Genomic DNA, 24383 nt, shown 5'->3' on the forward strand with positions numbered 1-24383 from the left:
CTCATTCTCCTTGAGCCGTGGCCAGCCAGCGCGCCAGACGCCGTTGAAAGTCGGCCAGACTCTCCAGTAACTCCGCGCCCGTCACCAGCGGCGCCGGACGTGTAATAACGATGCAGGGAATACCGGCATCCAGACAGGGCTGCACCTTTTCCTGATAGCCGCCCTCGGCGCCGGAGGCTTTGGTTATCACCACGTCAGCCCGACAGTGGCGATAAAACGCCGCGTTAAACGCCGCGCTAAAGGGGCCGCACAGCGCGAAGATCTGCCCGACGCCAAAGCCGAGCTCGGCGCACTGCGCCATCACCTCCGCCAGCGGCAGCACGCGCACCAGCAGCGTTTTCTCCGGCAGCGCCGCGCGCCAGCGCGCCAAATCCTTGCTGCCGGTGGTTAGCAATACCCGCTCGCCAAAGCGCCGCGCAAGCGCGCTGGCCGCCTCAATACCGGCGACGCGGTGGAGCAGCGGATGGGTCAGATCGCCGAGCTGCTCCGGGCGCTGATAGCGGCTGAGCAGCACCCCCGCCGTTTGACAGGCCTGCGTGATGCTGCGGCTGACCAGCTCGGCATAGGGATGCGACGCGTCGATTACCCAGCGGGTCCGGTGCGCGACAAGCCAGGCGACCATCTCTGCCTGCGTCATGCGCCCGCAGCGCACCCGACCGCGGATCGCGCCGGCGAGCGCCTCGCCGGTCGGCGTCGCCACCGACAAGGTGTAGGCCACCTGTGCCGCATCCAGCTGCTGGCACAGCGCCCGGGCGTCGCTGGTACCGCCGATCACCAGCACCTCGCCCTGGTTCACAGCGCGTAGCCCCGCGGCGTGATCATCAGGCCATCCTGCACGTAGGTGGCTTTATTGCCGACGATCACCAGGCTGGTCATATCCACCGGCGCAAAATCCATCCCGCCCAGGGTGGTCAGCCACTTCTCCTGCTTTTTACGCCCGGCGGACTTCACCACCCCCACCGGGGTTTGCGCGCTTTTGACGGCGGACAGCAGCGCAAAGGCGCGCGCCAGATGCCCCTCGCGACCGCGGCTGCGCGGGTTGTAGAAACAGATCACAAAGTCGGCCTCGCCGGCGGCGACGATGCGCTTTTCGATGACCGGCCAAGGGGTCAGCAGATCGCTCAGGCTGATATGACAGAAATCATGCATCAGCGGCGCCCCGAGCAGCGAGGCGGCGGCGATGCTGGCGGTCATCCCGGGGATCAGGCGCACCTCGACCCCCAGTCCCTGCCGGCTGACCAGCTCCAGCACCAGCCCCGCCATGCCATAGATCCCCGCGTCGCCGCTGCTGATCAGGGCGACGTTATGCCCCGCCTGCGCCAGGTCAATCGCCGTCTGACAGCGTTCGATCTCTTTGCACATGCCGGTCTTGATCACCTGCTTGTCGCCGGTAAAGGCTTTCACCAGGTGGGTATAGGTTTTGTAGCCGACGATGATCTCTGCCGCCTGCAGCGCCTCTACGGCCTCCATCGTCATCATGGCCTGTGAGCCGGGGCCGATCCCAATAACGGTTAACATGCGGATGAAACTCCTAAGGTAATCGTGACGCCCTGCTCCCGCAGGGTGTCGCCTAATAGCTGTCCATGACTCAGCAGCCAGGCCGCCGGTCCCGAGACGCTCCCGACGCCGACCGTGCGGCGTACCAAGGGTGAGATCGAAAAGCGGTGCTCATGCGCGCGCAGCGCGTCGGTGGTAAAGGTGTGAAACGGGATGCACCAGCGGGCGGCGAGCTGGATCAGCCCCGGCTCATCGCGCTTCAGCGCAGCGCTGCCGATCGCCCTCAGCGCCAGCGGATCGAGCCGCTGCGCCTCCAGCTGGCGCGCCAGCAGCGCGGCCAACAGCGGGAAAGGGGTACCCCGCCGACAGCCGATGCCGGCGACCACCCGCTGCGGCACCAGCTTCCAGTGCGGCAGCGGAATTTCCGGCAGATCGCGGCGCAGGGTGATGCACACCAGCGCATCCAGCGCGGGCAGATCCTGCAGGTCGGTCACGGTGATAAATCCCCGCCGATCGCAGCGGCTGACCTCTGCCGCCAGCGCCGGATCCCACCACAGCCCGACCCGCCGCTGACTGACCAGCATCTGATTGACCTCCCTGACCGCCGAGCGGAAGTCGCTCATCCGAGCGTCAAGCTGGAACGCAAGCGTATCCAGCGCGGCCATCCCGTTCACGTCCGTGGCGGTGGTGATCACCGGATCGGCCCCCAGCATGCCCGCCAGATCGCGGGTCAGGGCGTTCGCCCCCCCCGCATGTCCGGAGAGCAGGCTGATCACGTGCTGGCCGCGCTCATCGATCACCACCACGGCCGGATCGCTGAACTTGTCATTGATCAGCGGTGCCAGCACCCGCACGGCGATCCCCGTCGCACCGATAAAAATCAGCGCCGAATAGCGGGTGAACGCACGGCGGGCGGTCTGGGCGAAGCCACCCTCGAACGGGGTAAACCCCGGCTCCCACAGTGCCCCGCTGGTAAAGCAGGTCAGCGGCAGCCGCGTCGCCAGCCGCTTGGCCAGCTGCACGCCGCCGGGGGTCAGGCAAAACAGCGCGATGGATTCAGGCTTTACGGTATTCATGGCTAAAGTCCGCCGCATAGAGCTTTGAGTAGTGATACTCATCGCCGAGGAAGCTGCCGACAAGGATCAGCGCCGTTTTGCGGATCCCCGCAGCGCGGACCCGGTCGCCGATGTCCGCCAGCGTGCCGCGGACGGTGCGACTCTCCGGCCAGGTCGCCTTATAGATAACCGCCACCGGCGTGGTGGCCGGATAGCCCCCCGCGATCAGCCGCTCCGCCACCCGCTGGATCCGCTGGACGGAGAGGTAAATCGCCATCGAGGTCTGATGGCGGGCGAACGACTCCAGCTGCTCACGCGCCGGCACCGGCGTACGCCCCTCGAGGCGGGTAATGATCAGGCTTTGCGCGACGTCGGGCACGGTGTACTCCACGCCGAGTTCCGCCGCCGCGCCGAGAAAGGCGCTGACCCCCGGCACCACCTGCCAGGCGATGCCGCGCTTGGTCAGCGCCTCCCCCTGCTCACGCACGGATCCGTACAGGGAGAGATCGCCCGTCTGCAGACGCACCACGGTTTTCCCGGCCCGTACCCCGGCCTCCATCAGATCGAGGATCTGCGCCAGATGCAGCGCCGCGCTGTCGTGGCACTCGGCCCCGGGCGGACAGTACGCCAGCAGCTCAGGATTGATCAGCGAGCCGGCATAGATGACCACCTGCGCCTGCTGCAGCAGCCGATAGCCCTTGAGGGTAATCAGCTCACGATCGCCGGGCCCCGCGCCGACAAACCACACGCAGCGGGCATCAAAGGTCTCAGACATGATGTTCCTCCTTCTGACAGGCGATAACAAAAACGGGATTATTCGGTTTAAAGTAGTGGCCCTGACCGAGCGGAACCCACGACGCCGTCTGTATCTGCTGACACGTCACGCCCTGCGCTCCCCGCTGCGCCAGATGGGCCAGCGCGCTATGCAGGTTCTCCATCAGGATAAAGGTCATCACCAGGCGCCCGCCGGGATGCAGCTGGGCCATCGACCAGTCCATCAGCGCCGTCAGATGGCCGCCGCTGCCGCCCATAAACACGGCGTCGGCCCGCTCCGCCACCGGCATCGGCGCGCTGCCGGGTAGGATGCGGACGTTGCCGCAGGCAAAGCGCCGGCGGTTCTCTTCGAGCAGGCGCAGCGCCGCGGGGTTTTTCTCGATGGCGGTCACCCGCAGAGAGGGAAACTGCAGCGCGGCCTCAATCGATACGCTGCCGGTTCCCGCCCCGATATCGATCAGATGGCTGGCACGGTGCAGCTCAAGTTTGCTGAGGGCCAGCGCGCGCACCGCCTCTTTGGTCATCGGCACCGTTTCGCCGCGCAGAAAAAGCTCATCGTTCATCGAGGATCACCACCGCGTTCATCTCATAGTCGGCGCGAACCTCACTGACGGGCAGCCAGTGGATCCGCTCTCTCTCCATCGCCAGGTTTTCACCGATCACCATCCAGCGATGCCCCTTCCCCCGCGCCACCAGCTGCGCGGCGATCTCTTTCGGTCCACAGCGCGCGTCGGTGACCATCGCCACCCTGTCATGGCGCGCCAGCTGATCAAAATCGACCCGGCGGCCGTGGCTGCTGGTGAGCCACATCTCGTTCATGTCGATGCCCGCCTGCGCGCAGAGGTACTGCACCGCGCTGATGCCGGGAATGATACGCACATGCTCAATGCCAAAGTGCGCCACGATCCGCGTGCCGATGCCGTAAAACAGCGGATCGCCGGAGGCCATGATCACCACGCGGTGCAGGCGCCGGGCCTCGAGCCAGGCCAACAGCGCCGCGACGTTGGCGCCGAGGGCGAAGATCTCGCCGCGAAAGTCCGGAAACTGCCGTAAATGACGCGCCCCGCCCACCAGGCACTCTGCCTGCGCGATCGCATCGCGCGCCGCGGGAGTTATCAGATGGACGCCCGCGGGGCCCACCCCCACGACCGTCAACACCGCAGATCCGCCACGATGGCGGCGACCGAGCGGTTGCTGCCCAGCGTCTGGTTATCAAACGAGAACAGAATGGCGTCGCAGATCGGCAGATTCTGGGTAAAACGCAGCCGCTCTATCACGCGCTGGCAGATGCGAGCAGCGAGATGGTCATACAGCGACTGAAAGCCGTAGGCGTCGATATGCTCCATCGCCGCCTCGGTCGTGTCGCAGTCGCGCACCCGCGTCAGCAGCGCCAGCGGCGCGCCCAGCAGCGCCAGATGCGCCACCAGCGTCTCCATGCGCGCATCGGCCATATGGCTGTGGGTGTGGAAGATCCCGGCGGCGACCTTGATCAGCTTGCCCGGGTGGCCGACCAGCACGATCTGGCGAAACCCCAGACGCACCGCCTCCTCGACCATATAGCCGACGAAGTTGCTCATCGTCACCACCGCATCGGCCGCGATCCCCATCTGCTCCCGCACAAAGCGCTCGCCGTGGTTGCCCGGCACCAGCACCACCCGCGTCATCCCGGCGGCGCGCTTCATCTCCAGGGTCAGCGCCAGCGAACGCTTCCAGCTCTCCTCCGACATCGGCGTCACGATGCCCGTGGTGCCGATAATCGAGATGCCGCCCAGGATACCCAGGCGGGCGTTATAGGTTTTCTGCGCCCGCGCGACGCCCTCCGGCGCAAAGATCTCGACCGCGGCGCCGCGCGTCGGGCCGATCGCCTCGCGCACCGCCGACTCAATGGTGTGGCGGGGCGTGCGGTTGATCGCCGCGCTGCCGATGGGCAGGCCAATGCCCTTGCGCGTCACGGTGCCGATCCCCTCGCCCCCCGACAGCGAGATCGCGCCGCTGTCGTTGAGCGTGACCCGCGCGAAAATCAGCATACCGTGGGTCGCATCGACATCATCGCCGCCGTCTTTGCGAATGGCGGCGATGGCCTGCTCCCCCTCGATATGCGGGGATTCAACGCTCAGGTTCAGCGTGACGCCGGAGGGAGTCACGATGGCGACCTGATGGATCAGCTGCTGGCGCAGCGCCATCAGCGCGGCGACCTTGGCGGCCGCGGTGGCGCAGGAGCCGGTGGTATAGCCCTTGCGCAGCGCCTTTCCGTGGTGCCACACCGGCGTATCAAAGGCCCGATCGCTCATGTTGCCCCCCGCAGGTGGTACAGCACGGCGTTAACGATCGCCGCCGCCACGTTGCTGCCGCCCTTGCGCCCCAGCGCCGCAATGGCGGGCAAGCCGCTGTGCGTCAGCGCCGCTTTCGACTCCGCCGCGCCGACAAACCCCACCGGCACCCCCACCACGCCGCCGACGGCGATATCGTGCTCCAGCAGGCGGAATAGCGCCGTCGGCGCATTGCCAAAGACGAACACCGGGCGCTCCGCCTCCGCCACCGCCCGATCGACCGCCGCCATGGAGCGGGTGATCCCCTGCGCCTGCGCCTGCGCCACCACCCGCGCATCGCTGATATAGCAGCGGCACTCGCCGCCAAACGTGGCCAGCAGGGGCTTGTTGATCCCCGAGAGGGCCATCGTCGTATCGGTGTAGATGACGGACGGGCGGCTCAGCGCCGCGCACAGCTGCGTCAGCGCATCCGGGGAAAACCAGAGGATATCCAGCCAGTCAAAATCGGCGGTGGTGTGGATAACCCGCGTGACGATCGCCTCGTGCAGCGGGCTGGCGAACCGATACGCCGGGCGCGTCTCACGGATGATCTCGCCGATGATGTCGAAGCTTTTGGCCTCAATCGCCCGGGGTTGCTGGATATATTGCATGCTCTCGTCTCCTCAGGCCGCGCCGGCCACCAGCCAGCGCACCGCCATCAACAGCGCCAGCGCCAGGGCTGACGCGACCCACATCAGTCGAATCGTTCGGGAAATATCGTCCGGGGTAACCGCGCGGCGCGCATCGCCGATCCAGGGCTTCTCCACCCGCTGGCCGAAGTAGTCGTTCGGCCCCCCCAGCCGGATCCCCAACGCGCCGGCCACGGTCGCCTCTGACCACGCGCAGTTGGGGCTGCTGTGGCAGCGGCGATCGCGCCAGCCGATGCGCAGCGCGCGGGAAAAATCGTCGCGGCACAGCCACGCCGCCGCGCTCAGCAGCAGCCAGCTCAGCCGCGCGGGCAGGTAGTTCGCCGCATCATCCATCCGGGCGCTCACCATGCCGATCGCTCGGTACTTCTCATGCTTGTAGCCCACCATCGAATCGAGGGTATTGACCGCCTTGTAGGCCATCGCCAGCGGCGCGCCGCCCAGCAGCAGGAAGAACAGCGGTGCGATGATGCCATCCACCGTATTCTCGGCAACGGTCTCCACCACCGCCCGGTTGATCTGCGGCGGCTGCAGCTGCGAGGTATCGCGGCCCACGATCCAGGAGAGCTTTTCGCGGCTCTCGGCGAGCGCGCCGGCGCGCAGCGGCCGTTCGACCTCCCGGGCGGCGTCCGCCAGGCAGCGGCCGGCCAGCGTGGTAAAGATCATCCAGACCTCGACCGCCCACCCCAGCCACGGATGGATCGCCCGCGCCAGCGTCACGCCCCCCCAGGCCACGCCCCACGTCCCCCCCACCACCGTCAGCCACATCAGGCCGCCGCCGATGCGCAGCGCACCCTCGCTGCGGCAGCGACGGCGTACGCACCGCTGCAGGGCGGTGATCAGCAGCCCCATCCAGCGTACCGGGTGCGGCCAGCGCGGCGGATCGCCGATCGCGGCGTCGAGGATCCAGGCGAGGCACCAGGCCAGGAGCGTCATAGGGCCGCCCTGGCGGCCGCCAGCCAGCGATTCAGCATCTGCGGGCGCTGGGCAAAATGAACGTGCAGATAGCTGGCAAAGGCGCTGCCTGCCTGCCATCCCCCCTCCCACGCCTGGGTGGTCACCCCATCGCGCACTTTGCGGCACGCCAGCAGCGCGGGGGTTTGCGGTGAAAAGTCAGAGTAGTGGAACTCATGCCCGCGCAGCGTTTCGCCGCGCTCCGCCAGCAGCGTCGGCTGGCGCGCCTGAGCCTCGCAGTAGCCAAAGCGGGTCAGCCGCCGCCCCATTTTACTGTGACCGGGAATAATATTGGCCATGGGGTGGATCTCACCGTCGGCATCCTCCAGCGTGCTGCCAAGATACATCAGCCCGCCGCACTCGGCGTAGATCGCCGCGCCGCGCCGGTGCGCCGCGCGCAGGCTCGCCAGCATCGGTGCGTTGGCCGCCAGCCTCCCGGCATACAGCTCCGGGTAGCCGCCGCCTAGCCACACCATCTGGCAGTCGGGCAGCCGGGCGTCATGCAGAGGGCTAAAGCGGACGATCTCGACGCCCGTGCGTTCGAGCAGCGCCACGTTGTCCGGGTAGTAGAAGTTGAACGCCTCGTCCTCGGCCATGGCCAGCGTCAAGCCGCGGCCGGCGTCGGCGGCGGGCAGCGCAGGCCAGGCGCCCGGCGGCAGCGACGCCATCTGGCACAGGGAGAGCAAACGATCGATATCCAGGGTACGTTCGAGCGCGGCGGCAAACGCCTGCCAGGGCTGCGTCCGCACGACGGACTCTCGGGCCGTCACCAGGCCGAGGTGGCGCTCGGGCAAGGAAATCCCCGCCATCTGCGGGATATAGCCGAGCACGGGAATGGCGCAGTAGCGTTCGATGGCCGTTTTAAGCAGCGCGAAATGCGCCTCGCTGTTGACGCGATTCACCATCACGCCCGCGATATTCAACGTGGGATCAAAGCGCTGAAAGCCCATCACCGTGGCGGCGATGGAGGTGGAGACCGCCTTGCCATCCACCAGGAGGATCACCGGACAGCGCAGCTGCTTGGCCATCCCCGCGCTGCTGCAGTAGTCCGGATCGGTGCCGTAGCCATCATACAGCCCCATCACCCCCTCGATGACCGCGACGTCGGCCCGCTGCATCCGTTCGCTAAACAGCGCGTTGAGCGTCGGTTCGGGTAGCATAAAGCTATCGAGGTTGCAGGAGGCGCTGCCGCACACGGCCGTATGCCAGCCGGTATCGAGGTAGTCCGGCCCCACTTTGTACGGCTGAACGCGCAGCCCACGCTGTTTCAATAGACTCAGCAACCCCAGCGTCAGCGTGGTTTTGCCACAGCCGCTGCCGGTGCCCGCCAGAACGAACGCGTACTGCTGTGCCGCCATGCCCCTGATCCTGTTCAGGGTGGTTGGAGGGTATAGATACACCGCTACCCAGTCTTGCGACTGTAGGCATCAGATCAACCCACTTCCCACCGAAGTTGTTGGTAGTTACCGACGGGCAGGTCTTCTGGCTTAGCGTCCTCCTCGCCCGTCCTTCCCAATCTTGCGATCAGTGGTGTACACGGGGTCGTCAGCATCACAGCAGCGGGGGCTGCGGGGGATTTACACCCCCTTCCCTACCATTAATATGGCAAACCTGTCGGCTTAAATGATGAGCGGGCAACGCTCGCCCATCATCACAAATAGATATTCATACTCACTCCTGCGCGGCCCTCGTCGCCCGTCGCAGAAGAAAAGACGGCGCAATTTAGCATAAAAACAGCATGATGGTACGTCATTCCACCCGTTATTATCATGCCAATAGATTCGCCACCGATCATCAGACTATCACCATAGCACGCTTTTCTCCCGCAATCCCTCCGGCGCGGCAGGGCTAGGGTGAAAAGCGTGGCTTTCCTGCCGTCGTCATGCCACTATGCGGCGAAATTATCGGTTCAAAAGGTGAAGGCGTGGCGGTTGCGCAGTGCCCCGCATCATGCGGAGAGCTCATTCAAGGCTGGATTTTAGGCAGCGAGAAGTTGGTCTCCTGCCCCGTCGCCTGGTACAGCACGGTCGAAGTCTGCGACGGCGCGCCGCGGGCGCAGGAGCGCCCGCTCTCCCGAATGATGATCGAACGCCTGCTGCACCACTGGGGCTACCCGGCGCAGATGAGCCAAGCGTTGCGCATCGAGACTCACTCGACCATCCCCCTGGCCAAGGGAATGGCCAGCAGCACGGCGGACATCGCCGCCACCGCCGTAGCGGCCGCGCACCACCTGGGGCGACGGCTGGACGAACCGACGCTGGCGGCGCTGTGTGTCTCGCTGGAGCCCACCGACAGCACCCTGTTTCGCCAGCTAACCCTGTTCGATCATAACGATGCCTCCACCCAGGTAGCCTGCGGCAGCGCGCCTGAACTGGATGTGTTGCTGCTCGAAAGCCCGCTGACCCTGCGCACCGCCGACTACCACCGCCGCGCGCGCCAGAGGGCGTTACTGGCGGAGGCGCCAGCGCTGCAACGCGCCTGGCGACGGCTGCAGGAGGGATGTCAGCGCCAAGATCCTTACCGCCTGGGAGAGGCGGCCACCCTCAGCGCCATCGCCAGCCAGCGGCTGTTGCCGAAGGCGGATTTCCCCGCGCTGCTGGCCATGGTGGAGACGTTCGGCCTATTTGGCGTCAACGTGGCGCACAGCGGCAGCGTGGTGGGACTGCTGCTGGATCGTCGCCGGCACGATGTCGAGGCGCTGAGGCGCCACCTCATGCAGCACGGGTTAACGCGCCACTGGCCCACCCAGCATCTGCTCAAACTGGTCGGCGGCGGCGTCAGGCTGCGCTGAGGCGCGGCCGCTGGACAGGCCTCATCGTGAGCTCAGAATTTGTCTACTACCGTGGGGCAGTCCAGGTTATATGTTATGCCTGGTGGCGACAATAATGAATTACTCACAGTTACGGCGTACCCATCAATAGACACGCGATGCCAGCAGACGGTAAATGCGTGGTGTAGGCAGCGTTCTTCCACGATGGACTGAATGGACTGGATGGACTGGATGGACTGGATGGACTGGATGGACTGGATGGACTGGATGGACTGGATGGACTGGATGGACTGCCCCCAGAACCGTCTACCGGGGTGGGGCAGTCCACTTCTCCACCTCTAATTATATCAATTCTGATTCAAACTCTACATCATTCGTTTCTGCCTCTGCTCCATCAATTAATGCCAAGACAGGATCAAGAAAGCGTTGTGCTTCTTGTAAATCTGTTGCTTGCCGCAGGTAATGGGGTATTCGTTCAACAAACTCAGAGCGAGATAGAGGCTGATGTTCCAGCAAAGCCTCAAGCATAGCGGGCCGCAACAAACGATGATCCTCATCGACGTCGGGAAGCGCAACCTCAATGACATGTTTGGCAAAATACTTAAGTTGTTCCTTAAGACCCGAGTCTGGCATAAGAGAATCGATTGATTCAGATGCTACTTCAGCACTTGATTCAATTTTTTCCACATACTCGAAGGAAGGGATGACAACTTCTGGAGACAATGTTTTAATCTCATTGAGTTTCCGGATAATCGGGGACAGAACCTCATCAGGGTTACTAAACCAATCAGTGGACCAAATACGGCTAATTCTCCAACCCAAACGTTCCAAAACATCTTGACGCAAGCGATCGCGATCACGAGCAGATTTAGCAGAGTGATAAGCTGCACCATCACACTCGATGCCCATTAAGTATCGGCCAGGACAACCTGGATCTTTCACCGCTAGATCAATAAAGAATCCTGCGACACCCACCTGAGGTTCACACTCAAACCCCGCGTGATTGAGTGCTTCCATGACAGCAACTTCAAAGTCACTATCTGGAGCCCTACCGGTATGAGTCGTTAGAGAATCCAGTTTGCCTCTTTCGGCAAACTGTAAAAAACCTTTCAACGAAATAACCCCAAGCTTACTGGTTTCACTCGTCAATACATCTTCAGAACGCATTGAACTAAACACATGCATCCGTTTCTTTGAACGAGTAAAAAGCACATTCAAGCGACGCCAGCCGACATTGGAATTGATAGGCCCAAAGCGTTGATAAACCTTTCCACCATACTCAGAAGGTCCATAGGTAAAGGAAATAAAGATTACATCACGCTCATCCCCTTGGACATTCTCAAGGTTTTTCACAAAAAGTGGCTCTTCCATAGCATATAAGCCATCGATTGCATCGTTGAATTCAGGGCGGTTTCGGCGCAGTTCATCGATAGCTCGCTCAATCTGATCGCGTTGCTTGGAACTCATGGCCACCACCCCGAGTGATTCACCCGGCCTGTATTGTGCATGTTGAAGCACAGCCTCGGCAACTGCTTGGGCTTCTTCAATATTGTGTTGATTGGAGAAACGCCCTTTCGATACATAGGTAAATTTGATCCCATACTCTGGCGACTCGGCATTTGGGGAGGGGAATATCACCAAATCACTGTTATAAAAATGACGGTTAGAGTATGCAATCAACTTTTCGTGCCGTGAACGATAGTGCCAACGCAAACGTCTCATAGGAAACAGAGGTAAAGCCGCATCCAAAATACTGTCGGTATCACTCAAAGCAGCGGCATCATCGTCATCTTCTCCGTCGGCACTTCGATCAAAGAAACTGGTTGGTGGTAGTTGTTTCGGGTCGCCAACGACCACTAGTTGCTTGCCCCTCGCGATGACACCCAATGCATCCTCTGGCTTCACCTGAGATGCTTCGTCCATCACCACCAGGTCAAACTCCATCCGTCCAGGTTCCAGGTAATGTGCCGCTGACATTGGTCCCATCATGAAGCAAGGTTTAATTGCGACTAAAGCATTACACGCTCGATTAATCAATTGCCTGATAGGGATATGTCTGGTCTTTTTACCCAGTTCATTTTTGATCAAGGCGAGTTCCGTATATTCGCTTTTCTTACCCCCAGAATTTCCTTCTGGTATATTGCGACAAGCAACTTTTGCAGCAATCCGTTGACGTTGCAGTTCAATTAGCTTTTTATCGTATTCTTTGAATGAATTCTGCAGAGCATTGCGTTGTGAACCTGAAACCCTCATCAATTCAGGGTGGATGTGAATAACCTCTCGAGCCAGCTGATCATGAATTGCTAATGCTAAACCCAATTCAACTTTTTCAATCGGAAGTGACCCAGTAATTACAGCCGACCAGATTCGCTGCAATCCATTTTCATGCATCTGCTCGTAACAACGGATAAAGTTAATCCACCCATTCAGCCAACGAGGTTGTTGTATTGCCCTTTCGTTCCGCTCAGCTAATGCACTAAGGGAACCATTGGTCGATTTGAGCCATTGTTCTCTATCCAACATCGTCTCTTGCGCATACAACGAGGCATGCTGAATCTGTTCACGCCATTTCAAACCGATTTGCGCACCATCGTGACGGAATAAATCGTAATCATTGCTACTTGCCAGATGCCTAACTCGAGTAGCCAAGGCTACACAATTTATTTTATCAACCAGTTGCTCGGCAAAATCCGCTGTACAGTTAATAATACGTAACGTCTGTTGATTGTCTTTATTTACCCCAAAGGTCAGTGAATTTGAGCGTAAAAATCCCCCTAGCTGCGACTTGTCATTTTCGAGAGATGCCTGCAGCACATGCATGTTTTGCACAAGCTCAGAGAAGTGAGCCATCTGCCCTAATGACATATCTGGACTGATAAACCATCTCTGCAAGGCAATGAGAGTCTCTCGCACCTGTTGGTAACATTGCATCAATATACCTTGCTCACCTAACCAAGATGTAGACTCTCCCAATAGGCTAGAAATACGCGGTAATAACTTAGCCTCGAGCTCTACATGCTGAACCAAGGTCATTAATCTCGAGCTAATCTGCGATTTCTCGATCAAATGCACACCTTTAATGATCTCGCCATCTAGGTTAAACAATCCAGAGCCTATCGCAACTCGCTTTCCAAAACCTATACCGTAATGAGATCGGACCTTCTTATACCAATCTCGCAATTGCATTAACTGCTCACAGTCGGTTTCCAATCCTCGATATACGTTACCGAGTTGATCGCCAAAGTCACTTTGTTCGAACCGTTGCAACAGTTCCGAGTACTTAAGCAAATCAGCTAATCTACTCTTTAACTTAGCAAATTTAGTGCTAGGTTGTCGAGACAGCGCCATGAGCAATGCCTTGGCATTACGCCAATCACGCTTTAACCATGCAAATCCCCCCCCTGCTGGATAACAGAAACAGCATGCGTGAGCATCTCTTGAGAAGGCAACTGATCCAGTTGATACAAAGTAGATAGGTTATCTCTTAAAGGACGCAACGTTTCGATTTGACTCACTAAATCATGCAGTACTGCATCAATATTATCATCATCAAAAAGAGGATCTCGAACGCTGATAAGCTCGGTCGGCAAGGCTCCAAGAATCGACAACAACTCTGCGCAGAATATCAATCCAGCTTGCGAATCATCAAAATACGAAGCAATACCATCAGGTAAGGCATTTTTGAAATCGCTTAATTGCTCATAAATAGATGATAACTCATCATAGCTTAATTGGATGGACTCAAGCCACCTGATCAAATCACGTAGGGTGAAATCCTCTGCCACACCATATTTTTCCAACTCTTCACGAGGAAAATCGGACGATTGACCTCGTTCTAAAAGTCGAAGTATTCGAGGTTCGATAACTTGGCTCAACGTCTCATAATGACCTTGTAGCAAATCAAACCGATTTAAATAACAACGTACCCGTGCGATGGCATCCGATGAGTCTAACTCAGGAAGTGCCGAAAATAGCTCTGAGCCACATAGAACTGGAAGAGTCGCCTGATCCTCTACCAATTGATCAATATCATGAAGCGTATTAAGACACTCTTCCTCTAAAGCCCACTTATCAAGATATTCTTGATAAGTGTGGCGAAAATCGATAATTGACACCTGCCAAGCTTGTAATAAATCTACTATACGAGCACTGTCAAACAGTTGAATTTGAGTGTTATTTACACCACTCCAAGGGTGCTCATATATTTCTGCATTAGCCCCCACCTGCTCGCGCACCTCCTTGTAGATGCGGCTAAACTCTACTACTTGGTCACTCAGTCGTAATTGAGTCACCTTATCCAGTAGTTTTCCAGAGAATTTTTCGATATGAAGCGCAGTTGCATCAATATCTAATTTGTGACGATAACGGGTTGCACCACTCAATATCTGATGGATCGTTTTCCCTGTTTGCTCCCATTGGGTATTAATCAATATGGCATACTCATTGAGCTGTTGCTTAAGATCTTCATAACGTAAGATCCGGGCATCAATCTCCTCTATCGTCGGCATCATCGCCTGACTCACCAAGCGAGCGTTAATATCATCCAACACCTTACGCTTATGGGTTTTATGACTGTGCAACTCTAAGCAAAATTGCCCCAGCCCTGCACGATCTAAGCGACGCTTAACGACCTCCAGAGCAGCCATTTTCTCTGCCACAAACAGGACCTTTTTACCGTTGAGCAAGGCTGCTGCGATCAAGTTAGTAATCGTCTGTGATTTACCACTACCAGGAGGCCCCTCAATGACCAGGTTTTTCCCACGGATAGCATCGATTAATGCACTGTGCTGCGAACTATCAGCATCATCTATTAACGGAACCTTATCATGAATTTCTGGATAACTATCGATACAATACTCATGCTGACCGAAACCACCTGGTGAAACTGTATTCTCTTTTCCACAGCTCTGGCTGGTGAAAAAACGACGTATCACTTCATGAGACAAAATATTGCGTTGGTCATGGGGCCAACGAGCTGGATCGAGGTCAAGATACATCATCATCTTGCCAAAATTGAGCAAGCTGAGCGCACCATAACGCACCACTGACCACTTAGGTTTATGCTGCTCGACAACCTTCTTAACAGCAGCAAGATAAGACTCGGGAGTTTCCTCTTCATTAAATAAGGGAAGAGCGAGGCCAAAGTCAGCCTGAAGCTTTTCCTTCAAAGAGAGGTTTGGCAAAATATCCTCACCCGTATAATAAAGTTGAAACTTATAAAGCCCATCCTTAGGATCTAATTTTCCACGTTCACATCTCACAGGAATCGTAAATAAAGGAGCATAACGCGCCTTATCCGATGAGTCTCTCTCATACCACTTGAGAAATCCTAATGTCAAATATAGGATATTAGCGCCACTCTCCTCCAAAGCAGTTTGAGCCTTACCGTAAATAGCGCGCAAACAAGCTTCAAGTTCATTTGGATAAAGCAGAGCCTGTATCCGATTATCGTCATGACAGGGATTGGAAGAGAATATAGTAATCTCATTCCCTGCCTTTGCCTGCCGTTCAAAATCCTCAAGCCCTTCATAGCCCGCTACGCAGCAGGCCACCTTCAGTGCTGATAAAGAGATACCTTGATTAGCGTATTCTGTACGAACCCCTGTTAGTTCTCCATCCTGGTCTTGGGCATATTGCAAGATAAACTGGTGGGCTTGCTCCAATAGCTCCCTATCTGCATCAGAAACAACCGTTTTATGGCTATCAGGCAAGTCAAAATCTGTATCGATTCCCAAGACTTGTGCCCAATCCTTGGCACTAGGATGAGCTCTTAACTGTATATCTTTACCATCCGGACCGACCTTAAGATAACCATGGTCTAACAATTGCTGCCTGGTTGGATCAGGAACAGGAGCAAACTCCATCGGCATTTCCGAACAGAGAGTTTCATAAAGCTGCTCAGGCAATTCGTCAACAATACGCAGTAAAGACCCTTTGTGGGTGATAGGAAAATTCAAGAGTCGATTCCGGGACGTAAGATCCAATAACTTCTTACGCATAATCTCGAGGGAGGTTAGGACAAAATCCGAAGTTCCTTGATTGAGATCTTCTGCTGTAGAGGTCTCTACAGTCAACATAACATTCTCCATTTCTTGGTAAAAACAGATAAAACACTTTATACTGATACAGCATCATAAAATGCTGGAAACCACTGTAAACAGGAGGGTCTTTAGCCCCCTATTGTATCAACCTGATCGTACTATCAACTTAACGACTATTCATTGATGATGGCCAAACTTAATAGATAGACTCAAGTTATCATTACAATACTTATTGAATAATAATGCCTGTAATATTTCTGATTGATACATAGATCGCCCTTATATTTCCATATCCTTTTTATCACTTAATCCATTACTGTCTCGACACCGCAGATATTCACGAAGCTCTCTGCCATTCCGTTGCTTTCCGGGCTGCGTACTGCCGTATATTTAGGCTCCAGTTCCACCATTCTGGCGAACTGACGCGTATGATGAGAGCGGTAGGCTGAGTCGTTGTCTGTCAGCCATTCAGCGGGGATGTCGGCAGATTGTTACCGAAGCGACGTTCCACCGCACCTAGCATGACGTCCTGCACGGTTTCGCTGTCATATCAATCAATACTGGCCGCACAGTGCAGGGCTTCACGATCGCAGCAGTCCAGCTGCGTACGTTACACGCAGTTTTTCGCCATTATCACAGTTGAACTCGAAGCCTTCAGAACACCACCACCGGTTACTTTCCCCCGATGGCACTCTCCCTGTATACGCCCATTTCGGGGCGGTATCGCAGATTTACGCTCAAGCAGCAGCGTATTCTGACGCATGATACGTTATACGCGTTTGGCATTGATAATAGTCATGTCGTCAGTTTCTGATTGCCTGCGTAGCAGTGCCCATACCCGACGATAACCATACGTTGGCGAATCGCCGATAACGGTTGAATGCGGTCCAGTGCTTCAACTTACGCTTGCGTCGACGAGCCATGGCGTGCAGTTGCGCACGTAAGATCCGGAGGCAACGACTGATAAGGCTTATTCACCATCCTCCGTCAACAAGGGCACGTGCACTGAACAAAATAACGAAGGAAGGAATGTCAGAAAGTGTGCGTATTGCCTGACAGCAGCAACCGCCTGCGGGACGCTTATCCCTAATCTGATTTATTCAGCAAAGCTGGTTATCCCGTACAGGAGCGTGCGATCCATACTGCCGCGCTCCCCCAGACCGCCGCCGCCGGCGGATAAGCAGGGGCGCCGAGGCGCCCCAAAGTCCAGGATGGCGCGCCTAGCTTAAGGAGAAGAAGATGCCGGCGATGACGGCGCTCATCAGGTTGGAGCAGGTGGCGGCCAGCACGGTTCGTAGACCGTAACGGGCGATAAAGGCGGAGCGGGAGGGGCAAAGCGTGCCGAGGCCGCCGATCAGGATCCCCATGGAGGCCAGGTTGGCAAAGCCGCATAGGGCAAAACTGATGATCACCTTGGATTTCTCCTCCAGCACCTGCAGGCCGGCCGCGCTCACCACACTGCTCTCCTTGAGATAGGGGGCGAGATCGCTGTAGGCCACAAACTCGTTCACCACCAGCTTCTTGCCGATCATGGCCCCGGCGATGCCGATGTCCGCCAAGGGTACCCCGAGCAGGAACGCGAGCGGCGAGAAGATCCAGCCGAGGATCAGCTCAAGCGAGAGCGGCATACCCACCATCTCCCCCGCCCCCGCCAGCAGCGTGTTGACCAGCGTCACCAAGCCGATCATCGCGATCAGCATGGCGCCGATGGCGGCCGCCAGCTTGAGGCCGCTGCTGGCCCCCTCGCCCGCCGCCGCCAGCAGGTTCTCCGGCTTATGGCCATCAAACTGGATGCTGTTGTCGAAGGCATAGTTCGGCTGCGTGGTCTCGGGAACGATCAGCTTGGCAAACAGCAGCCCGCCCGGCGCCGCCATAAAGGAGGCGGCCAGCAGATATTGCATGTTCACGCCCATCATGGCGTAACCCGCCAGCACGGTACCCGAGACCGAGGCCATGCCGCCGCACATCACCGCGAAAAACTCAGAGTCGCTCATTTTGGACATGTAGGGCTTGACCACCAGCGGCGCCTCGCTCTGACCGACGAAGACGTTGGCCACCGCCGACATGGATTCGGTCTGGGAGGTGCCGAGCAGGCGAGCCATGGCGCCGCCGATGAAACGGATCACCATTTGCATGACGCCCAGGTAGTAGAGCACGGCAATCAGCGCCGAGAAGAAGACCACCAGCGGCAACACATTCAGGGCAAAGACAAAGCCGATGCCCTCTACCGAGAAGTTGACCAGGTTGCCAAACAGGAAGTGAATGCCCGACTTGCCGCTTGCCAACACCGCCTCGACGCCATGCGCCATCCCCTCCAGCGCCCGCCGTCCCTGCGGCACGTACAGCACCAGAGCACCGATGGCGACCTGCAAGAGCAGGGCCAGCCCCACCGTGCGCAGGCGAATGGCCCGGCGGTTGGTCGATGCGAGCACGGCGATAAGGATTAGCGCCGCGATACCGAGAAATCCTGCTGCAAACATAGCTGGCCTCCTTGTCTTGCTCTACCTACTGGAAATGGTGGCGGATAAACGCATCGATGAGGCGAATAAAATCCGTTTCCGCCAGCTTGGCGCACCTGAGGGTCTGCTCATGGGAAAGCTGCACGTCGCCGAGCCCCTCCGCCATGTTGGTGATGGCGCAGATGGCCAACACCGCTAAACCGCAATGGGCGGCGCTCACCACCTCGGGCACCACCGACATGCCGACCACGTCGCCGCCCATCCGCTGCATCATGCGGATCTCGGCGGCGGTCTCGAAGCAGGGGCCACTGTAGGAGACGAACACGCCCTGATTGACGGCAATCCCCTCCCGCTCGGCCAGGGCCAAGGCCTCGCCGCGCAAGGTCTTATCATAGGCGTTAGCCAGGCTGAAAAAGCGTGGACCGTAGGCCTCGTCGTTAGCGCCGGTCATCGGGGTTCCCGGCATGGTATTGATATGATCGTTAAAAATGACCAGCGAACCGACGCCGATGCGCTCCGGCCGCAGAGAGCCGGCGGCGTTGGTCACCAGCAGTAACTCGCAGCCGAGGCGTTTAAAGGTGCGCACCGGGGTGGTCATCACCTTCATGGTTTCGTGTTCGTAGTAATGGCCGCGCCCCTTCATGCAGATCACCTCCACCCCGTGCAGCTTACCCAGAACCAGTTCGCCGCTATGTCCGGCGACGGTACTGACCGGGAAGCCATCCAGCGCCTCGTAGGGGATGACGACCTTCTCCTCTAGCGCATCGGCTAGCACGCCGAGGCCGGAGCCGAGGATCATGGCCGCGCGGGGGGCGAAGCCGGGTTTATGCTCGAGAATGGTGGCGACGGCGTTGAGAACCGGATCGTGTGACATGCGCTATACCTCTTGAGGGTGTAAATGAGACGTTGAGCTCACTCTAGGAGAGGTACTGGCAGATAAAAATCGCTAAAATCGGTCTAACTATCCTGATTTTCGGCACAATAAAGCCACGGAGAGCGGCCGAAAATGGGATTGACACGCCAAGGTTGGGCTGATGGGGGCCGTTTGGCGGCCATTTATCCCCGGATTGCAGAAAGAGTTAAGTAAAAAACGCAGGCAACGGTGTGAGGCGGAGCGGGAATCGCCCGCGCACCGATCCGCGAACCGACGCCCTCGGCGCTGCGATCTTTGACCGGGATCGCACCGGCGTCCCCCATCCACGAGAGCAGGAGAGCCGTCCATTGTCCCTCGACAACCACTGGCGCGATCGCGTCTCCCTCAAGATGCTACGCTACTTTCACGCGGTGGCCAGCCACGGCCACTTCAGCCGTGCCGCCGAGCGGCTCAATGTCTCCAAGTCGCCGCTTAGCGCCCAGATCCGGGAGCTCGAATCCCTGCTGGGGGCGGCGCTGTTCGATCGCCATACCCGCCAGGTGAGCCTCACGCCGACCGGCCATCTGCTGCTGGCCGAATGCACCCTGTTGTTCGACATGCTGGAGAGTAGCCTCAACCGGGTGGTACAGGCGGGTCGCAGAGAGCGCAACCAGATCCGCATCGGGCTGATCAGCACCGTTTTCTGGGCCGGCTTTGGTGAGGTGATCCGCCAGTGTCACCAATGCTACCCCGAGTTGCAGATCAGCTTTACCGAGCTCTCTCCTGAGCGGCAAAAGCAGGCGCTGCTCAGCAGGGAGATCGATCTCGGCCTCGCCCGTTTCGCCGACACCATCAATATTCACCCGCTGTTGGCCGAGAGCCTCTATCGCGAATCGATGATAGTAGTGGTATCGGACGAGCATCCCCTACGCGATCGCAAGCGCGTCTCCTTGACCGAGCTCGCGGAGGAAGCCTTCGTATTGATGAGTCGCGCCAACTCCGCCTCGACCAACCTCATCATCAACTCTTGCCTGATGGAGGGCTTCTACCCCCGGCTCAATCAGGAGGTGGTCGAACCCAACACCTTGATGGCGGTGGTGGCCACCAGCCAGCAGGTGGCGCTGGTACCGGCCAGCTACAGCCGCCAGAAATGGCCCCATGTGCGTTTTATCCGCCTCCAACAAGCCATTCCCGCCGACCTCTGCGTGCTCTACTCTCCCCCCGGCGAGACGCCGCCGGCGGCAACGGCGCTGCGACACGTCATCGACACCATGGATGAGCTCATCAATTCGGGGGAGCGCCGGGGCGCACTCTAACGATCGCCGCCTAGGGCGTGTCCCGTAACTGTGCGCGGCGTCGACGCTCACGACCCGTTACGGGACACAGGCCACCCCACGCTGAGCGTCTGATGGCCATCGCTCAGAGACCTGACGCCGACGCCGAGACGGCTGCGGCGCCTCGCACCCGCCCAGCAATCCCCAGCGGCCGGCGGGCCGCCTCTCTCCCCCTGCCATCGCGGCATCCCCGCGGCGCGGCGCCGCCGCACATATGTGCCGCACTTGCCGGAACATGATGCGCCGCTGAGAAACCGCCGGCGCAAACGTCGATAATGGGGGTTTGCCTACGCCGAGCCACCGGGATACCTGCATGCGCTTTTTAAGAGGGTTATACCCACGACGATTACGCAATCAAATGATACTCATGGCGATCCTGATGGTCATCGTGCCGACGCTGTCGATTGGCTATATCGTCGAGATCGAGGGGCGCTCCGCGGTGCTGGCCGAAAAAGAGAAAAAGCTGGCCGCCGTCGTCCAGCTGCTCGACCAGGCGCTGGGCGAACGCCTAGACTCTTTCGCGGCGCTGCCGCGCGCTGAGCGTATCCGGGCGCTGAATGTCGAGCTTAGCCCCATCACCGAGCACATCACCCAGGCGTTTCCCGGCATCGGCGCGGGCTACTACAGCAAAACGCTGGATGCGATTATTACCTATGCCCCGTTCGCGCTGTATCAAAGCAACGTCGGCGTGACCATTGCCGCCGACCACCCCGGGCGCGAAGTGATGCGCAGCGATATACCGCTCGTCTTTTCCGGCCGCCAGGTGCGCGGCGATATTCTCAACTCGATGCGTCCCATTCGGCGAGACGGCGAGGTGACGGGCTACATCTGGGCCAACGAGCTGACGCAGGATATTCACCGTCAGGCCAGGCAAATGGATCTGCGCATCATGGCGGCGCTGGCGACGGGCCTGCTGTGTAGCCTGCTGCTGATCGTCCTCTTTTCACGGCGCTTCAGCGCCAATATCGACATCATCACCGAGGGGCTCTCGACGCTGGCGCATAAAACGCCGGCGCCGCTCCCCGAGCTGCCCGGCGAACTGGGGCAAATCAGTCGCAGCGTCAACGCGCTGGCGCAAACGCTGCGTGAGACCAAGACCCTTAACGATCTGATCATTGAAAACGCCGCCGACGGGGTGATCGCCATCGACAGGCTGGGCGCGGTCACCACCATCAATCCGGCGGCAGAGGCCATCACCGGCTATACGCTGGATGAGCTGGTCGGGCAGCCCTACGCCGCCCTGTTCTCCGATTCTCATTTCGCCAGTCCGGTGCTGGATACCCTGGCGCACGGTACCGCACACCTGGCGCAAGAGGTCAGCTTCCCGGCGCGTCATCGAACCATCGAACTCAGCGTTACCACCAGCCGCATCCACAATCCCCATGGCGAACTGATGGGGGCGTTGGTGATTTTTTCCGACCTGACCGCCCGCAAAGAGACCCAGCGCCGCCTGGCGCAAACCGAAAGGCTTGCCACGCTGGGCGAGCTGATGGCCGGCGTCGCCCATGAGGTGCGCAATCCGCTGACCGCCATCCGCGGCTACGTACAGATCATCCGTTCGCAGACCGCCCTGCCTGCGCATCAGGAGTACCTGTCCGTGGTACTGAAAGAGATTGACTCCATTAATAAAGTCATTCAGCAGCTGCTCGACTTCTCCCGGCCGCGGCAAAGCCAGTGGCAGCGGGTGTCGCTCAATGCGCTGATCGAAGAGGCGCTGATCCTGGTGCAAACCTCCGGGGTTCAGGCGCGGGTCGCCTTCCACTGCGCGCTAGACAGGACGCTGCCGGCGATCGTGGCCGATCGCGAGCTGCTCAAGCAGGTGCTGCTGAACATCTTAATCAATGCGGTGCAGGCCATCAGCGCGCGCGGCGAGATTCGCATACGCACCTGGCAACCCACCCCCGCGCAGCAGGCGGTGGCGATAGAGGACAGCGGCTGCGGCATCGATATCGCGCTACAGAAGAAAATCTTCGATCCCTTCTTCACCACCAAGGCCTCGGGGACCGGCCTGGGACTGGCGCTGAGCCAGCGCATCATCAACGCCCACCGGGGGGATATTGACGTGGTCAGCACGCCGGGAGGCGGTTCGACCTTTATCCTCACGTTACCGCTCAATCCACCGGAGAGCCCAGCAGAATGAAAGCCCACTACCGTATTCTCATCGTGGATGACGAAGATAATGTGCGCCGCATGCTCACCACCGCGTTGACGCTCCAGGGACATGAAACACTCACCGCCAGCCACGGCGCCGAGGCGCTGCAGCGCTTTGCCGACGCGCCGCCGGACGTGGTGCTGATGGATATCCGCATGCCGACCATGAACGGGATCGACGCCCTGAAAGTCATGCGCACCCGGCAGCCGCGCACGCCCGTCATTCTGATGACCGCCTACGCCGAGGTAGAGACCGCCGTCGAGGCGCTGCGCAGCGGCGCATTCGATTATGTGATCAAACCCTTCGATCTGGATGAGCTGAACTTACTGATCCAGCGCGCGCTGCAGCTGCAGGCGATGAAGCAGGAGATCCGCAGCCTGCATCAGGCCCTGAGTACCCACTGGCAGTGGGGGCATATCCTGACCAACAGCCCGCGCATGATGGAGATTTGCAAAGACACCGCGAAAATTGCCCTTTCGCAGGCCAACGTTCTGATCAGCGGAGAGAGCGGAACCGGCAAGGAGCTGATTGCCCGCGCCATTCACTATGGCTCGCGCCGTGCAAACGGCCCCTTTATCAAGATCAACTGCGCCGCCCTGCCGGAGTCGCTGCTGGAAAGCGAGCTGTTCGGCCATGAGAAGGGGGCATTCACCGGCGCACAGGCCCTGCGCCAGGGCCTGTTTGAGCGCGCCCACCGGGGTACCCTGCTACTGGATGAAATCGGCGAAATGCCGCTGCCGCTGCAGGCCAAGCTGCTGCGGATCCTGCAGGAAAGGGAGTTCGAGCGCGTGGGGGGACATCAAACCATTCAGGTGGATATCCGCATCGTGGCCGCCACCAACCGAGATTTGCAGGCAATGGTGCGCGAGGGCAGCTTCCGTAACGATCTCTTCTATCGCCTGAACGTCATTCATCTGCAGCTGCCGCCGCTGCGCGAACGGCGGCAGGACATCGCCCTGCTCGCCAACCATTTCTTACAAAAGTTCAGCGCGGAGAATCAGCGCGACATGATTGAGATCGATCCTGCCGCCCTGTCGCTGCTCAACGACTGGCCCTGGCCGGGCAATATCCGCGAGCTCTCCAACGTCATTGAGCGCGCGGTGGTGATGAGCACCGGCGCGGTCATTTTTGCCGACGATCTGCCGTCCCTGCTGCAGCGGCCCCTCAGCGGCGTCAGCAGCATCGGCGTCGGCACCAACACTCCCCCGCCCGGCGAACGCAATCTGAAAGAGGAGATCAAGCGCGAGGAGCGGCGCATCATCAGCGAAGTGCTCGAGCAGCAGGAGGGAAACCGCACCCGCACCGCCCTCATGCTTGGCATCAGCCGCCGCGCCCTGATGTACAAACTGCAGGAGTACGGCATCGATCCGGCCGGGAGCTAGGACGTGACCCGTAACTGTGCGCGGCGTCGACGCTCACGACCCGTTACGGGACTCGCCCTAGGCGCCGCCCATAGCGACGGCGCGCCGAGCGCGACCAGAATCTGCTATGCAGAATTTTGCACAGTGCGCAAAGCGCTGCACAGTACCTCTGCTCAC

Annotated in this window: 16 protein-coding genes, 2 pseudogenes and 1 riboswitch; of the genes and pseudogenes, 4 read left to right on the plus strand and 14 right to left on the minus strand. The window is 59.2% G+C overall.

Translation table 11 applies throughout. The annotated features are described in order from the left end of the window. Position 1: 1 nt before the first annotated feature. The 10 genes from ETEE_RS18190 to ETEE_RS18235 are packed head-to-tail and all read right to left on the minus strand — an operon-like array spanning position 2 to position 8594. Entirely contained in the window at positions 2–796 is a 795-nt protein-coding gene (locus ETEE_RS18190) for a cobalt-precorrin-6A reductase (protein ID WP_034164881.1), read from the minus strand. After that, positions 793–1518 (minus strand): precorrin-3B C(17)-methyltransferase, encoded by a 726-nt coding sequence (locus tag ETEE_RS18195; protein WP_034164880.1) that lies wholly within the window; start codon positions 1516–1518, stop codon positions 793–795. The genes ETEE_RS18190 and ETEE_RS18195 overlap by 4 nt, the downstream gene beginning before the upstream one ends. Further along, positions 1512–2573 (minus strand): cobalt-precorrin 5A hydrolase, encoded by a 1062-nt coding sequence (gene cbiG, locus ETEE_RS18200; protein ID WP_034164878.1) that lies wholly within the window; start codon positions 2571–2573, stop codon positions 1512–1514. The genes ETEE_RS18195 and cbiG overlap by 7 nt, the downstream gene beginning before the upstream one ends. Further along, the gene (locus tag ETEE_RS18205; protein WP_034164877.1) at positions 2554–3327 is read right to left on the minus strand and encodes a cobalt-precorrin-4 methyltransferase; all 774 of its coding nucleotides are present in this window, start codon (positions 3325–3327) and stop codon (positions 2554–2556) included. The genes cbiG and ETEE_RS18205 overlap by 20 nt, the downstream gene beginning before the upstream one ends. Next, positions 3320–3889 carry a decarboxylating cobalt-precorrin-6B (C(15))-methyltransferase gene (locus ETEE_RS18210; protein WP_015871489.1) on the minus strand — a complete coding sequence of 190 codons (570 nt, stop codon included), beginning with the start codon at positions 3887–3889 and terminating at the stop codon, positions 3320–3322. The genes ETEE_RS18205 and ETEE_RS18210 overlap by 8 nt, the downstream gene beginning before the upstream one ends. Then, the gene (locus ETEE_RS18215; RefSeq protein WP_034164875.1) at positions 3879–4484 is read right to left on the minus strand and encodes a cobalt-precorrin-7 (C(5))-methyltransferase; all 606 of its coding nucleotides are present in this window, start codon (positions 4482–4484) and stop codon (positions 3879–3881) included. Before ETEE_RS18215 ends, ETEE_RS18210 begins: the two co-directional genes overlap by 11 nt. Beyond that, on the minus strand, positions 4478–5617 hold the full coding sequence (cbiD, locus tag ETEE_RS18220; RefSeq protein ID WP_034164874.1) for a cobalt-precorrin-5B (C(1))-methyltransferase CbiD: 1140 nt from the start codon (positions 5615–5617) through the stop codon (positions 4478–4480). The genes ETEE_RS18215 and cbiD overlap by 7 nt, the downstream gene beginning before the upstream one ends. Continuing rightward, on the minus strand, positions 5614–6246 hold the full coding sequence (locus ETEE_RS18225) for a cobalt-precorrin-8 methylmutase (RefSeq protein ID WP_034164873.1): 633 nt from the start codon (positions 6244–6246) through the stop codon (positions 5614–5616). Before ETEE_RS18225 ends, cbiD begins: the two co-directional genes overlap by 4 nt. A gap of 12 nt (positions 6247–6258) precedes the next feature. After that, complete coding sequence (cbiB, locus tag ETEE_RS18230; RefSeq protein WP_034164872.1) at positions 6259–7218, minus strand: adenosylcobinamide-phosphate synthase CbiB; 960 nt, start codon at positions 7216–7218, stop codon at positions 6259–6261. Further along, a complete protein-coding gene (locus ETEE_RS18235; protein ID WP_034164871.1) occupies positions 7215–8594 on the minus strand; it encodes a cobyrinic acid a,c-diamide synthase CobB in 1380 nt (459 codons plus the stop codon). The genes cbiB and ETEE_RS18235 overlap by 4 nt, the downstream gene beginning before the upstream one ends. 97 nt (positions 8595–8691) lie before the next feature. Further along, positions 8692–8866: riboswitch (cobalamin riboswitch) on the minus strand. 294 nt (positions 8867–9160) lie between these two features. On the opposite strand from ETEE_RS18235, the gene ETEE_RS18240 reads away from it, so the two are divergent. Next, the gene (locus ETEE_RS18240; RefSeq protein WP_034164870.1) at positions 9161–10027 is read left to right on the plus strand and encodes a GHMP family kinase ATP-binding protein; all 867 of its coding nucleotides are present in this window, start codon (positions 9161–9163) and stop codon (positions 10025–10027) included. 321 nt (positions 10028–10348) lie between these two features. Here ETEE_RS18240 and hhe read toward each other — a convergent pair. The 4 genes and pseudogenes from hhe to xapA form a co-directional block, all read right to left on the minus strand. Continuing rightward, positions 10349–16083, minus strand: a pseudogene (gene hhe, locus ETEE_RS18250) (DUF4011 domain-containing anti-phage protein Hhe). 302 nt (positions 16084–16385) lie between these two features. After that, positions 16386–17054: pseudogene (locus ETEE_RS20520) on the minus strand (DDE-type integrase/transposase/recombinase); the annotation flags it as partial. Between the two features lie 213 nt (positions 17055–17267). Beyond that, positions 17268–18527 (minus strand): NupC/NupG family nucleoside CNT transporter, encoded by a 1260-nt coding sequence (locus ETEE_RS18255; RefSeq protein WP_034164868.1) that lies wholly within the window; start codon positions 18525–18527, stop codon positions 17268–17270. Between the two features lie 25 nt (positions 18528–18552). After that, on the minus strand, positions 18553–19380 hold the full coding sequence (gene xapA / locus ETEE_RS18260; protein WP_034164867.1) for a xanthosine phosphorylase: 828 nt from the start codon (positions 19378–19380) through the stop codon (positions 18553–18555). Between the two features lie 230 nt (positions 19381–19610). On the opposite strand from xapA, the gene ETEE_RS18265 reads away from it, so the two are divergent. From ETEE_RS18265 to atoC, 3 genes are all read left to right on the plus strand, one after another. Further along, positions 19611–20675: a LysR family transcriptional regulator gene (locus ETEE_RS18265; protein ID WP_225865074.1), complete on the plus strand. Its 1065-nt coding sequence runs from the start codon at positions 19611–19613 to the stop codon at positions 20673–20675. A gap of 331 nt (positions 20676–21006) precedes the next feature. After that, positions 21007–22833 (plus strand): two-component system sensor histidine kinase AtoS, encoded by a 1827-nt coding sequence (atoS, locus tag ETEE_RS18270; protein ID WP_071881933.1) that lies wholly within the window; start codon positions 21007–21009, stop codon positions 22831–22833. After that, positions 22830–24227 carry an acetoacetate metabolism transcriptional regulator AtoC gene (gene atoC, locus ETEE_RS18275; RefSeq protein WP_034164864.1) on the plus strand — a complete coding sequence of 466 codons (1398 nt, stop codon included), beginning with the start codon at positions 22830–22832 and terminating at the stop codon, positions 24225–24227. The genes atoS and atoC overlap by 4 nt, the downstream gene beginning before the upstream one ends. Positions 24228–24383: the final 156 nt, after the last annotated feature.

It is taken from the genome of Edwardsiella anguillarum ET080813, from assembly GCF_000264765.2.
Lineage (GTDB): Bacteria > Pseudomonadota > Gammaproteobacteria > Enterobacterales > Enterobacteriaceae > Edwardsiella > Edwardsiella anguillarum.

Excerpts from the sequence above, each read along its gene's own strand:
- ETEE_RS18195 (WP_034164880.1), bottom strand. The coding sequence starts at position 1,518 with ATGTTAACCGTTATTGGGATCGGCCCCGGCTCACAGGCCATGATGACG.
- cbiG (WP_034164878.1), bottom strand. The coding sequence starts at position 2,573 with ATGAATACCGTAAAGCCTGAATCCATCGCGCTGTTTTGCCTGACCCCC.
- ETEE_RS18205 (WP_034164877.1), bottom strand. The coding sequence starts at position 3,327 with ATGTCTGAGACCTTTGATGCCCGCTGCGTGTGGTTTGTCGGCGCGGGG.
- ETEE_RS18210 (WP_015871489.1), bottom strand. The coding sequence starts at position 3,889 with ATGAACGATGAGCTTTTTCTGCGCGGCGAAACGGTGCCGATGACCAAA.
- cbiD (WP_034164874.1), bottom strand. The coding sequence starts at position 5,617 with ATGAGCGATCGGGCCTTTGATACGCCGGTGTGGCACCACGGAAAGGCG.
- ETEE_RS18225 (WP_034164873.1), bottom strand. The coding sequence starts at position 6,246 with ATGCAATATATCCAGCAACCCCGGGCGATTGAGGCCAAAAGCTTCGAC.
- cbiB (WP_034164872.1), bottom strand. The coding sequence starts at position 7,218 with ATGACGCTCCTGGCCTGGTGCCTCGCCTGGATCCTCGACGCCGCGATC.
- ETEE_RS18235 (WP_034164871.1), bottom strand. The coding sequence starts at position 8,594 with ATGGCGGCACAGCAGTACGCGTTCGTTCTGGCGGGCACCGGCAGCGGC.
- ETEE_RS18255 (WP_034164868.1), bottom strand. The coding sequence starts at position 18,527 with ATGTTTGCAGCAGGATTTCTCGGTATCGCGGCGCTAATCCTTATCGCC.
- xapA (WP_034164867.1), bottom strand. The coding sequence starts at position 19,380 with ATGTCACACGATCCGGTTCTCAACGCCGTCGCCACCATTCTCGAGCAT.
- atoS (WP_071881933.1), top strand. The coding sequence starts at position 21,007 with ATGCGCTTTTTAAGAGGGTTATACCCACGACGATTACGCAATCAAATG.
- atoC (WP_034164864.1), top strand. The coding sequence starts at position 22,830 with ATGAAAGCCCACTACCGTATTCTCATCGTGGATGACGAAGATAATGTG.